Annotated in this window: 12 protein-coding genes and 1 pseudogene; 9 read left to right on the forward strand and 4 right to left on the reverse strand. The window is 38.6% G+C overall.

What is annotated here, in order from left to right; translation table 11 throughout:
• Positions 1 to 6 precede the first annotated feature (6 nt).
• On the reverse strand, positions 7 to 942 hold the full coding sequence (locus tag ACOSVQ_RS04905) for a DUF3943 domain-containing protein (protein WP_491981454.1): 936 nt from the start codon (positions 940 to 942) through the stop codon (positions 7 to 9).
• Between the two features lie 141 nt (positions 943 to 1,083).
• Here ACOSVQ_RS04905 and ACOSVQ_RS04910 point away from each other — a divergent pair, with 141 nt between their 5' ends.
• Together ACOSVQ_RS04910 and ACOSVQ_RS04915 are read left to right on the forward strand one after the other, a co-directional pair.
• Entirely contained in the window at positions 1,084 to 2,322 is a 1,239-nt protein-coding gene (locus tag ACOSVQ_RS04910; protein ID WP_491981455.1) for a CinA family nicotinamide mononucleotide deamidase-related protein, read from the forward strand.
• 238 nt (positions 2,323 to 2,560) lie between these two features.
• On the forward strand, positions 2,561 to 2,821 hold the full coding sequence (locus ACOSVQ_RS04915) for a hypothetical protein (protein WP_491981456.1): 261 nt from the start codon (positions 2,561 to 2,563) through the stop codon (positions 2,819 to 2,821).
• 42 nt (positions 2,822 to 2,863) lie between these two features.
• On the opposite strand, the gene yfaE is transcribed toward ACOSVQ_RS04915, so the two are convergent.
• Together yfaE and ACOSVQ_RS04925 are read right to left on the reverse strand one after the other, a co-directional pair.
• Positions 2,864 to 3,142 (reverse strand): class I ribonucleotide reductase maintenance protein YfaE, encoded by a 279-nt coding sequence (gene yfaE / locus ACOSVQ_RS04920; protein WP_491981457.1) that lies wholly within the window; start codon positions 3,140 to 3,142, stop codon positions 2,864 to 2,866.
• A pseudogene (locus ACOSVQ_RS04925) lies at positions 3,142 to 3,216 on the reverse strand (ribonucleotide-diphosphate reductase subunit beta); the annotation flags it as partial. The pseudogene ACOSVQ_RS04925 and the gene yfaE, both read right to left, overlap by 1 nt.
• 86 nt (positions 3,217 to 3,302) lie before the next feature.
• Between ACOSVQ_RS04925 and ACOSVQ_RS04930 the strand changes: the two are divergent.
• Genes ACOSVQ_RS04930 through ACOSVQ_RS04955 form a run of 6 tightly spaced genes read left to right on the forward strand, consistent with a single transcriptional unit; the run spans position 3,303 to position 11,925 of the window.
• Entirely contained in the window at positions 3,303 to 5,048 is a 1,746-nt protein-coding gene (locus ACOSVQ_RS04930) for a hypothetical protein (RefSeq protein WP_491981458.1), read from the forward strand.
• Positions 5,048 to 7,360 (forward strand): site-specific integrase, encoded by a 2,313-nt coding sequence (locus tag ACOSVQ_RS04935; protein ID WP_491981459.1) that lies wholly within the window; start codon positions 5,048 to 5,050, stop codon positions 7,358 to 7,360. Before ACOSVQ_RS04930 ends, ACOSVQ_RS04935 begins: the two co-directional genes overlap by 1 nt.
• The gene (locus tag ACOSVQ_RS04940) at positions 7,350 to 7,937 is read left to right on the forward strand and encodes a hypothetical protein (protein WP_491981460.1); all 588 of its coding nucleotides are present in this window, start codon (positions 7,350 to 7,352) and stop codon (positions 7,935 to 7,937) included. The genes ACOSVQ_RS04935 and ACOSVQ_RS04940 overlap by 11 nt, the downstream gene beginning before the upstream one ends.
• Positions 7,930 to 8,373 (forward strand): hypothetical protein, encoded by a 444-nt coding sequence (locus ACOSVQ_RS04945; protein ID WP_491981461.1) that lies wholly within the window; start codon positions 7,930 to 7,932, stop codon positions 8,371 to 8,373. Before ACOSVQ_RS04940 ends, ACOSVQ_RS04945 begins: the two co-directional genes overlap by 8 nt.
• Positions 8,374 to 8,375: 2 nt before the next feature.
• Positions 8,376 to 10,577 (forward strand): ATP-dependent DNA helicase, encoded by a 2,202-nt coding sequence (locus tag ACOSVQ_RS04950; protein ID WP_491981462.1) that lies wholly within the window; start codon positions 8,376 to 8,378, stop codon positions 10,575 to 10,577.
• Between the two features lie 40 nt (positions 10,578 to 10,617).
• Positions 10,618 to 11,925, forward strand: coding sequence for a site-specific integrase (locus ACOSVQ_RS04955; RefSeq protein WP_491981463.1), 1,308 nt, complete (start codon positions 10,618 to 10,620; stop codon positions 11,923 to 11,925).
• A gap of 40 nt (positions 11,926 to 11,965) precedes the next feature.
• Here the strand turns inward: ACOSVQ_RS04955 and ACOSVQ_RS04960 are convergent, their stop codons facing one another.
• The gene (locus tag ACOSVQ_RS04960) at positions 11,966 to 12,217 is read right to left on the reverse strand and encodes a helix-turn-helix domain-containing protein (protein WP_491981464.1); all 252 of its coding nucleotides are present in this window, start codon (positions 12,215 to 12,217) and stop codon (positions 11,966 to 11,968) included.
• Positions 12,218 to 12,335: 118 nt separating this feature from the next.
• Here ACOSVQ_RS04960 and ACOSVQ_RS04965 point away from each other — a divergent pair, with 118 nt between their 5' ends.
• A complete protein-coding gene (locus tag ACOSVQ_RS04965; RefSeq protein WP_491981465.1) occupies positions 12,336 to 12,902 on the forward strand; it encodes a hypothetical protein in 567 nt (188 codons plus the stop codon).
• The last annotated feature ends 22 nt before the right edge of the window (positions 12,903 to 12,924 follow it).

Genomic DNA, 12,924 nt, shown 5'->3' on the forward strand with positions numbered 1-12,924 from the left:
GTGATATTAGAACGTTACTTTCAGATTTAACGAGTAGAACTGGTCATCGTATGGTTGGCCTGAACTTAACGCAAAATTAGCGGCATCGTTATTTCCGTACCAAGGGTCAGTTTGAAGCTGAAATTCAGCCGAACCACCCCAAGCATTGCTCACCCAACTATGGATGTGGCCTACAGGGTTTAAGAAAAACAAACTGATGTCACCCATGGTTTGCGAACCTAACACTTCACCACCGTTGGCAACAATTTCTTGCTCGGTTTCGAACATCAGTTCACCTACAACCGCGCCAAAGAATGGTGTGATGAAAAGATCTTGATAGGAAGGTACTTCTGCAAAAGCTTCTACACCGTACTCCCAGAAAAACGCAGACATGGTGAAGGAATATAAGAAAGACTGAAACTCGTTATAACCAGCATGTCGCGCAGCGGTATAGTACACGCCGCCAAAGTAAGGGTGCATGATGTAGTTTAAGTAGTGTTCGTCTCTGTCCCACACCGGACCAGACGATACGTTGTCTTTCCATTTCTTGCCTAATCCACTTAGGTTACGATCTTCTTCGTCCCATTTAGTGACAGATTCAGGAAGAAGTGTCATAAGCGCTACTGTCGCAACACTCAAACCTAAGATGGTATATGTTTGTTGTCTTAAATATTCAGCATCACGCTCTTCAGATACGATTAAGTATCGAGGAAGTGGTTCGTCAATTTGTAAATCTTGTTGCTCAGAAAGGCTCATTGCAAACGGTGAAGGAGCTTGATAGGAAAACGGTGTATTAAAAGCACAAAAAGAATCCGCACAGTTTTCTGAGTAGTCTAGTTCAAATGGTTGGGTGTCAAAGTACTGGCTTGCATTTGCACAAGCTGAGACTGATAACGTGAGAGCTGTGATGGTTTTCTTTAGCACGAAAGGCTCCAAAGCACTGTTTTTAATGATCACTGTCACAATTATCCATTAAAGTCTTGGGCATGGAAACATCAAATTGCACATAAACGAAAAACTTCTGGAGAAATAGCGCATTCCAGAGGATATAGTGAGTGTTATATAACCGAGTATAGGTTAGGTAAATATATTAAGGGTAAGAATATGCTCAAAATTGCAATGCTAAGCACTGGCGAGGAAGTTTTGCATGGAGACATCGTGGATACCAATGCTGCTTGGCTATCACGAGAGTTTTTCCAAAGTGGATTTGAATTAAGTAAGCGTTCAACGGTTGGTGATGCCAAAACAGCATTGGTAGAAGAACTTTTGATGCTTAGTTTTAATGCTGACGTTGTGGTTGTGAATGGCGGACTAGGACCAACTTCAGATGACTTAAGTTCTGAATGCGCAGCCATTGCAGCTGATCAGCAACTCAAATTATTTCCTGAATGGCTTGAAAAACTTGAAGCTTTTTTTGCTCAACGCAAAATTAAAATGCCAGAGAGCAACATCAAGCAAGCAATGCTGCCAGAGAAATCGATCATATTAGACAATCCTATTGGTACAGCCTGTGGATTCAAAGTTCAAATTAACGATTGTTGGTTCTATTTTACTCCGGGTGTGCCGAAAGAATTTAAGAAGATGGTGACTGAGCAAATAATACCAGATTTGCAAAAACAGTTTCCTCATCAAGCCGGTTTAGAGTGTAGTCGTCTCTATACATTTGGCACGACTGAGTCGGGGATCTCTGATAAGTTGGATAAACTTCAACTACCAAAAGGATATGTCCTAGGCTATCGGTCATATCTCCCATTCATCGAAGTAAAACTGTTTGGTCCCCGTAATGACTTGGATACACGAGTTAAGTTGTTACAACTGATTTATGCGCATTTAGAGCAACATGTTGTAAGTGTTGATGAGCCTATGTTAGAGCACATCGGTCACTTGATGACAGAGAAAGGTCTGTCGCTTGCGCTCGCTGAGCAATCAACCAAAGGCTGGCTGTCCAATTGGTTGCTAAGTAATGCCGATATTGAAAAGCTTAGTGGTCACAGCTGGATTTTGAGTCATAAAGCAGAAGAAGGATTAGGTCATCAAGATCCGCTAGCAGCTTCATTTGCTTTGGCTGCTGCCACAAAAGAAAAATGCTCTACAGATTTGTCTCTTGTAACTGGCATGCTGAATGAGGATCATTTTACGGTGTCTCTTTCTGCTCCTCAGGGGGAATGGGGCCAAACGGTGAAATTTAATCGTGTCTATGCACCTTCCGAACAGAAACAGATCATCGGAACAATTGCCGCCGATATGCTACGTCGTTACCTAGAGGGAAAACCTATTCTAACCAAGTACAGTTCAGTGTCTTCGGTTAAAGAAATGTATCTTCCAAGTAGCGTTTTAGGGTGATTTCTACCTAATAGCTTCTCCCAAACCTCACTTTCCGTATGATGAATGGTAATAAGCCGCTGATAAAATGGCTTATTACCAAAGTCGATTTTATTTCTCTCTTTATGAGTAAATTGTCTAAGCTCTAAACCGATGATTTTAGGAGAGGTAAAAATTCGTCTCATAAATGAGTCGAAAATTTCGAGATTTTGTTTGTAAACTGAAAACTCATCGCTGTGACTTCGGCAGGAGGCTGGATATGTTTTCACAATCAAAAATCTTAGTGTGGTACGAAATTGCAAGCCAAAAAGTAGTGTTAGGAGAAGCACTTACCGGTATTGGTGAGGATCACGATGTTGTATCACTATGGCGTCATGCACCGGTTGATACCAATAGTTCAAGCTATCCTGGCTATCGCTTGTCTTTGTACGATGATGACGGTAGGGAGATCGGTCATAAATCCGTTTCAATGGGAACGGCAGATGAAATACTTTTTGGAATGAATAAAGCCAGAGCTTAGCTCTGGCTTTATTTTGGTATTGAACGGCTTTCTAACGAACCATTATGCTCGTTTAGCTTTAGGCTGATAGTTCACATCAGCAAGTTCAACTGGCGTTTTCGCTTTACAGATACATGGCAATATTTCATTGCCTTGTGTATACGCCATTGCAAAACCAACATACTCGACTTCGCCGGAGAGAAGCGTGCAGCGGCAGGCTCCACAATGGCCATCTCGGCAGTTGTATTCCGGCTCTAACCCCGCTTGCTCCATAGTCTCGAGCAATGTATTTGAGGGGTTAGATTCTATAGTGATTATTTTGTTGATTTTGACCGTTGCCATTACAGCTCAAAGCCCTCGAAATCATCTGCACCCACTTCGTTGTCAATTTGACCAACGAGGTATGAACTGATTTCCATATGTACACATGAAAAACTTTGACACCAAGAAAGGACACTTCTACTTTTAATCTATGTGCTAAACATTTTTATGGTCATATGACGTGCGTGATGTTACCAGAACAAAGATGATTCTAAAATATGCTGTAGACAAGCTAGGTAACAAGGCGTCCGACAGCATATTGGATATCCCATTTGATTATGAAGATGATTCACTTTGGGCGCTTATATTAAACTATCGAAGCAGTAGTGAAGATACATGTCGTTCCAGTGACGATTCATGGCTGCGTTTTATAGCGTCAAACCTAAGGTCATTTAAAGCGTTAAAATTTTTATTGCTCAAACCAAATCAGCTAACGCTTGACCAACTATGCGCTTACCGAGCCGAGGTATATCAGTTGTCCGTGGATGGGAAAATGCCTCTCCTATATGCGAAAATTTTGTTCACTTACTTGAACAAAGTTGATTTGCAACTAGCCTGCGGACGTTTTATAACTGATATACCTCGCTATAGGAATCATGATACACAAGAGAGCAGATCACGGCAGATACAACAGGTTGATACTCTTTGGGATATTTTGAAGCGTTTGGATGATGTGAATCATGCAAAAGAAATCTCACTGACTGAGATATCATCCATTAATAACGCCTATTTAAATGCAGCACTAAAAGACTTAACTGATTTTGACACTCTATATGAAGCTACATCCAAATATATTTATATAGCATATAGTAGTACTCATTATTCTACTTATAAATGGTTTAAAGGATTACGTAAAAATCTAGGAATTTCATCAGAAGTATCGGGTCCTCTGATTCATCACTTTCACCCTATTCTCAGAGGAACGCTTCCCCCCAGAGTGCTGTTATCTGCTCTCATCATTTTGAAACTAGAGTTACCTCTTAATACTGATGTATACCTCAATCTAACAATTGACAACATCACCTTCAAACGTACTAGCGTAATGATCCATAACGCAATTAAATATAAAACGTTATGGGAAGTCCCTACACACACATTTACTAATCGAGATCGTGCGACTTGGTTAGCATGGAAATTATTACAGCAACATTTTGAAATAACAAGAAATGCTATAGAACACTATAAAATTAGCCAAACTCGGGAACAAAGACTTTTTGATTATATAACGGTAAGAGGTAAAGATAAAAAAGCTGTATATTCTGTAATAAAGAATTTTCAATACCTGACTGGTAAATGTTATCAGCGTTTTATTAAGGATCATGGGTTAACCAAAGTATCTCTAGACGGTTTAAGAAACTTAGTTAGTACCAAAAAATATCTTGACGGGTCAACTGTCGAGGAAATTAAAGAATTGTTAGCTCATCGCGACAGTAGCACAACAGAAAATTATATTGACCAGCTTATTACCAGTGCATTTCTACGGCATAACATTTTGATATTTATGCGTGAGTTTGAAACCGCCAGTATTATGTCTGAAGCGGGAACTAAACTATTTGGAAATAAATTGCCTGAGGACAAAAAGGATTATTTTGAAATTGGAGATGGCTCTTTATGCTCAAACCCATATGACTCTCCTGATCCTCATCAAAAACCAGGGGAACTGTGTAATGGAAAATACTGCCACAGTCAGTGTTCAAACAACCGCATCTACTTGAGTCCACAGTCCATGTATAAAGCATTGGTGAAGCGTGAATACTACCGTAGTAATTATTTTTTCATGATTAGTAATCAAGAGACATTTGAAGCATTTGAAGCTCAAAAAGTCATCTTTAACCTACTGCTATGCATGTATATTCAGCAAGAATGCCCTGAGGCTTATCGTGAATTTATGGAAAAGATTAATAGTATTCGTGAAGGGAAACTATAATGAAACTAGCGGTAGATAACATTAATATTCTTTGGGATGAAGGCAACGAAGAACAGCAGGTTGTATCAATTCTTAATGAAGAGATTATTTTAAATAAGCGTTATCTATATCTTGAAGTTGATAATGATAGTCAAGTGACAATTATTTTACGTAGTGGATTATCTGGCGCTGTTCGGGAGGATAATTATGTTTTGTCTAGTTATTATATTCCCTATCGAGATAAGATTATGGCTGTTACTAAAACACCATATGTATTATCACTACTAAAACATCTGAATACACGAGTTAATTCATCACCACCTACCTCCAATACATCAAATAAGTCTTTTCAAGATGTTATTAGACACAGCTTGCTTTGTATTGAGTATTTCGCTCTAAACGGTTTTTCCAGTTTTCCTACAGTCAGCAAAGATGCAATTGAACAATTTAAGGCAGACATTAAACATGGCTGGTATTCAGCCTTGAAAATAAAAGATCGTTGGGATGCATTGCCAGAAACGGTTAAAACTCAAAATTGGTTTGAAAGACGGAATTTAGGTTCAAAAAAATCGGGAAAAGAACTGCGTTTTAAACTAGATTTGTTTCGCCAAGTTCTAGGAACTGCGGTCTTCGGTCGTTCTCTTAATGACATTCCGGTTGATATTGTAGATGAGATCTCATTGCCCGAGAATTTGCGGACACCGTACAAATATAACGGAAATATTACTCCGAAAGATGGTTTTTCCAAGAATTATTTTGTTGATGCATTCCTTAATCTAAATTATCTATTTCTAAGCTCAAATGTATCAAAGCCCATTTCAAATCCAGAAGTTCTTAGTGCCGAATTAGCAACCAAAGACTCCGACCGTACAGAAACACCGTCAGTTGAGGATATTGTTAGCACACTTAAATTTCTTCATGAAATTGCAGTTCAATCCGAGTCTATAGTTGAACCATTAGTGAGCGTAAAACAAATTATGCTAAATAATGATATTGGTAATACAAAACGGAAAAATGCTCTAGATGAAATTATTTTTGGTCAGTATTCATTTACCGTTGGTAATCGCAAATTGGCAATTGTTGGGTATCGTCAACTTCGAGAGGTCATTAAGGAGAATGCAAGGGCTAAATTTGGAGATGATTTCATTTCTCTTGGTGATGTATATAAGTTGTACTTAGCATCTTTGGGTTATTTATCATTATGTTATACGGGATGGAGGCTTGAGGAAATTGTCGGTGAAGATGTTGGCATTAAGAAGATGTACTTTAGATTAGATACAGAGTTCAACCTCACTGAAATAGAACGATATATTCAAAAAGAAAGGAAAGAAGTAAGTAGTCGTGAGAAAACTGTTATCGGTCCATTTGTAGGTAAGCTACTGACCAACCTCCACCGTTTGAATTCAAGAGTAGCAGTGGACTACGATGAATCAACCTCATTATTCAACCCCAAATTGGCAGGCTCTACTGGAGATAGTGGTATTGCAATCGAATATGCGGGTAAATCTATGCAACACAACCCACTGAGAGCGATTGCTATACAGCAAGGGATAAAGATTCCAACACCAAAGTCATTAAGACGTTATTTTGCTGTTGCCTATTTTTATCAATACGATAATCCCGATCTGTTAGCTCTCTCTAGGCATTATGGGCACGACTCGATGGAAACGACAGAAATATATGTGACCGATGCTGATTCAAGGAAAATCGAAACAAGTATCAAAAGGGCTATTCCTGCCAAAATGCGCCCATCGAATACAGACATGGAAGATAAGGGGTTTCGTAAAGTTTTTGAAGATGCCCGTCATAGCAAGCTACTTGACTTGGTTACAAGTGCTCTTTCAGGTCAGTCAAAAGGCGGGTTTCAGGCTACATGCAAAGCAATGTTGAAGAAATTGTATAATGATGTTGAGTTTGTTGATTTGGAGCCGGAAAGCCAAAAAAATATCGCAAATAGTATTTCTGAAAACCTTCTTCAAAAGGGGTATTCCGTTGAACCCTATTTCCACGCTAATTGTACCAACTCAGATAAAATCATAACATCCTCCGAGGGGCATTGCGTGAACACTGATACCGGAGCTATAGAGAGAGAGCATGCATCGCCAGGGTTATGTCGTGGATGTGCATTTCATGATGTCCAAATGCAGCATGTGGATAATCTAAGAGTGCAACGCTCCGTGTTAAGCGATGAACTAGATGATAGTTTTGACCTAAATGACATTTTCGATTCAGGTGGAAAAACACCGTTAGAAATTGAGCAGATTAAAAGTCAAATTTCGGAACTCGATAGCATTATTGCCTTGTATGAACAGGAGGCGAGTAATGACGATTAACACTGACCGAGAAACACAAGCACAAAATAACATCACTAACAAAATACTGATTATTCGAACTTGGTATGAATCAGGTATTCCCGTTCAACGAGACATAGCTGATAACGAGTTATATCGAGAAGGTATCCCATGTTTATATCAAGTACCGAAAACTATTGATGGATTCCGCCGCTGGAAAGATAGTGACTTGAATATCACATCGACAAATCAGGCGACATTTGACAGGTATTTCAATACACCCTCAAACGACATTACGTTGGTTCAACTAGAGCGTGAATTGCGCAAACTAAAACTAAAATTTATTGACCAACTGGATGCGTTTTCAACCTCAGGACTTAAGCGACTAGAAACTGAAATAGAAAATAAAAAAGATTTTCTTAAAGTTCAGAATGACGAAATTGACGATTTGTTACGGGAGCAGAAAGACCTAAAAATACAGATAGCGGATATCATCCTACAAATGCGTGATATGGAAATGGTTCATAAGGTGCAAATAGAGGATAAAAACAAAGAAATACAAAGGCTTAATGGTGTAATTAGTCGATTGAGACTACTGCGAGGGGTTGCTAATGAGTAGGACTAATGTTCAAAAAGGTCGGGAAAATGCTCAGAGGTTGAGGGAGTACATAAAATCGGCAGATTCTTTTCCTATGTATCAAGGGCAGCTAAATAAAAGGAAATTGGTGATGTCTTTGGGGTTAGGTGAGGCTGCGCTCCAAAATGAAGATATTAAACAGCAATTGATTGATCTTTCGATAAAAATTGCAAAAAGTAGAAAGAACAAACCACATCAATCTTCTATTAATGAGGGAAACAGTCAAACGGTTGCTCAACTGCGTAAGTTGGTGGATGCCCTTACAAGGAAATTAGCGATGTCGGAAGCTCAACTGGATGTATATCACAGAGCCGAGATTAACCATTCCCATCTTATTCAGACAGGTAAATTTATACATCAGGTGACACTGCCAGATAGTAAGCAGATTGTAAGTTTCAATACAGATGATGCAGAGTAAGCATGATGCTGAAGACATTAATCGATAGTGATGAGCTTGAAGAGTACGAAGGCACTATAGCTTCTATCGTGTTTAATCATGAAGATTCGTATATTATAAAACTTCGTTTTGAAGACGAAAATATAGCTGTAGTGATTGACTATGGTTTATTAATTGGTCCAGCATTAGTCACTGGTGAATATCTCAAAGTCAATGGTGTATTTAAGCATAGTCGCCAGTTTGGAGATCAACTTCATGCAATTGATGTCATCAGACAACCATTAGGTAATACGAATCTGTTAATCGAATGGATTACTCAAGATAAAAATATACCAGGTGTCGGATCTTCAACGGTAACAAAGCTCGTTAATACCTATTCGGAACGTCTTATTGATGTATTGATTGATGGCAATATAGAAAAAATTATGTTTGATACTGGTGTCAATGCATTAAAAATTATCACTATTATTTTCGCCTGGAAAAAATACTCAGATAAATTAAAGTCTATTAGTTATCTATCAGAAAAACGATTCCCTTACAAAGTTGCTAGAGAATGCATGAATGCATGGGGAAATAATTGCAAAACAGTACTCGAATATAATCCCTATCATCTCAGTGCATTTATGAGTTTTAAAAAACTAGACCCGTTTATACGTGAGCGTTGGGATATAAGTAACAATGATTCACGTAGATTGGTTGCTTGCGCTGAAGACATTCTACACAGCACATATCAGGACGAAGGTAATACTGCTATGTATGTTAATGTCCTTTCAGAGAAAATGCAGAAGGTAGTTAAGCACGGGATTGAGTCGATACCAGATGTACAAGAGTCGATTTATATACATACTGATGGTCTCGTACAAGCAATCGGTCCCCTTGTCATGGAATCTTACGTTCAGTCGCGAATCAACGATATTGTAGATATCTGCGGTACGATGATACGTGGTTTTTCAGAGGATAAACTGACGACTTATCAGCATTGCTGTGAATACAAGTTACACGACAATCAGGTTAATGCGATTAGAGCTTCTGTGGTCAACCCTGTCAGTATCATATGTGGTGGTGCAGGAACGGGTAAAACAACAGTTATCAAGGGTATCATAGAGCAGTATAAAGACTCTGATCGAGAAGTTATTTGTTTAGCCCCAACCGGAAAGGCAGCTTTGCGGATGAAGGAAACAACGGGATTGCAGTCATACACGATATGCAAATTTGTGAGTGATACAATGCGCTCTCATGGAGACAAGAAATATCATCGAGCAGTTATTGTGTTAGATGAGTCCAGTATGATTGATTTGCCTACCATGTATTCGCTGCTGTCCTGCCTGCCCGATGACATCAATCTAATTATGCTTGGAGATGATAGACAGCTAGCCCCAGTAGGTCCTGGACTGATTTTTCATCGTTTGATTAGGCAAAACTGGATTCCTCAGACAAAATTGACCGTGACTCAACGCCAAAAATCAACCTCAGAAATACCATCAATTGTTGATGACATATTAGCTTTTAAAGTACCGAAATTTTCCCCAATGGACAAAATTGTGTTCGACGGAGTGTCCTTTAAACATGACACTCAATTAGAGCGCTCTATTACTCATGCCGCAAAACTGTATGCAGCAATCAATGCCAGAATTGGAGAACAGATTAACTACGAATTACAGTTAATTGCTGGCACTAGGGCTTCAGTTAGACAACTCAACAAAGAAGTTCAACAGATGCTAAACCCGATTGTCGGTGACGAGTATATTACAAAAGCGATATATCAACCCAATAAAACAATGTTTGTTGCTGGGGATAAGGTGGTATTCAATGAAAATGACTATAACAGGCAACTCACAAATGGTGTGATCGGAAAAGTGTTAGAGGTTTATCCAGACGGTAGGTTGGATGCGGCTGATGGCGTAGTTGTTAAATATAAAATTCGAATTAAATTTGAAGGTGTTATTGATGATGTATTTTTAACGGAATCTGAATTCAATGACGAGAAGATCAGTTTAGCATATGCGATCACGGCGCATAAATCGCAGGGAAGCCAATATCATACCTCCATTATAGTTGTTGATTCAGAGTATCTTATTGATAATGCGTGGATATATACCGCAGTTACCCGAGCCAAACATGCATGTTATTTAATGGGAGATGAAACCGTACTCGCGTCCGCGATTACCACTGAATCTCGTGCATTAAACAGATTAACGAGGATGAATTTTGATAGACGAGAATAGTTCTTCGACTGAAGCACGATCAGATTTGAAGGTAACTGTCATGTTTTCCCGAAAATCTGGTCGCGAATACCCAGTGTTTTATGGTCCGGATTATCATGTCATGCGCGATGTCACCTACGCAGTGAATTCATTATTTCCTGATGGAGTACCTCTTGATAATACAAGTAATGAACGAAACTGCATTTATGAATTAAGGCGCTTTCTGTCCTACCTAATTGACAATGATACTCATCTGGAACGTTGTGATGACAAGGTTTTGCAAATGTATCGAGGGGTAAGACTTGTCGAGACCATGACAAGTAAAAAAGGTAAACAGAATGAGTACAAGTCCAAACGAAGTGTAAATGCATATTTGACCTATATCTATCAGTTTATTGCACAATATTACGAAGATAATCGAGCTATTCTACCCAACTTTATAGGATGTACGGACGAGTATCGTATTAAATCTGGGTTATTTGATAGGGATGGTACGAGACTCCATGGGAAGGACAAATACCGTAAAGTTAAGTTTTACCCTCTGCAATTTAAGATCGCTAAATCATCTTCGAGTTTTAATCCTCAAGATATACCAACAGATGCAGATTACTATGAGTTGCTAGAATGTATTGATAAACAAGCTGGAAGTGCTTTTGTACGTAATCGGGACAAATTAATTGTCAATATAGCCAGAAATAGTGGATTTAGACGGATTAGCATAAACAGTCTGAATGCGTTAGATTTTACCGATAGCGTGATTGAGTTCGCCGAACTCAATGGTTTCGCTCCTATCACTCCGAAGAAGCAAAAGTTTTCGTATAACAAATCGTTTGATGTTGATTATTCGTTGCTTCTACAAATTAAGTCTTACATTGATAATACTTTAAAACCCTATTTACAAGATCAAGCCTTATATTCAGGTTGGGGCGGAGCATTATTTGTAAATTCGAATAATGGTTCTCGTATGACTAAGCGTTATATGACTCAATGCATCAGCAAATATTGCCGAATACTGGGTTGGTCTAAAGGTAAAAGTATTCATGTTTTCAGACATTTGTTTGCTTCTAGTGAATTTGAAGCAGAGTATGAAAATCAGCTCAAGATTGGGGACAAAGATCCCAATAGGGCTATGCGAGCCGCAAAAGTAAACCTATCTAATAAAATGGGGCATTCAAGCACAGCCTCTCAAGAAGCATACCTAGTGGCTGCTCGGTTGCGAGAATCAGGAGAGCTGCAACATAAAAAACACGAGGCTGATAAGGTTGCAATTTCTTATAGAGCGAAGCAACAACAAGCACTACAAAAAGCGGAGGCTAAGCTCGCCCTGCTAAAGAAAAATCGAAATCTCGACATAGATTTCTTTGATTGAATTGAGGGTGATAGAGAATACTCAAGCAAAGTGTGTTCACTCAATCATCAACTTTTATCATGTTCGCAATCCGTTTAGGGTTTTCTTTCGGTAGCAAATCTAGCACTGAACAATCTAACGCAGCGGCAATGATGTATACCTTTTCTAAAGTTACTCGACTCTGTGCTCTTTCTAGGCACCCGATATAATTTTTATCAAATCCACAAAGAAGACTTAGCTTCTGCTGAGCGATTCCTTTTTCAACTCTTTGATTTTTTATATTTTTAGCAAATTCTTTTGCGATTATGTTCATTATTATTATTTCGATAAATTTGAGTCACAAGTTAGATGTGACAGAAATGCCTTTATCGAACATTTGCACTCTCGCAATCAACCTAATATATTAGGTATTTTAAGGGCGGAGTTTTTTCATGGTTGGACTTAGAGAGCCTTTCTACAGTGCTATGAAGAGTTTTGAAAATGACTATTTCTTCTTGAATGAGTTTATTACAGAGATAAAGCTGATTTGTATCGCAAGAGATGAGGAAATTTTGGTCAATGACAAACAATTACGACACTTGACTCATAACCAATTGATTCGACTGATGAATAAAAATGCATTGTTCCACGATTCAGAGAAGTGGGCGAGAAATGCTCTCTACGAGATAGCATCTGACTTTGATAAAAAGGTTAAGTTGATTCCTGGTAACAATATATCGCGAGCCAAAACTAAAAAGTTGATAGAGTCTTCAAAAGATAAGCTAGCTAAAGCGTTGTTAGAAGTTAAAGAAAACGCTGATTATTTGGAAAAGCGCAAGTTGCAGCTATATGGTCAGTCTGAAGGATATCAGTTCGCGGGTAATTTGCTGCCGAGCATCAAGGATGTATTAGAACCAAAATTAGAGTCAGTGAACTCAGAGACAGAAAAAATAAATGGTGTTTTACTAGCACTGAATGATGTCATTGAAACCCTACAGAAACAGAAATTAGCACCTTAAGGTGCTAATCCTAAGTAGAGAC

Source organism: Vibrio sp. HM8-C (assembly GCF_058630515.1).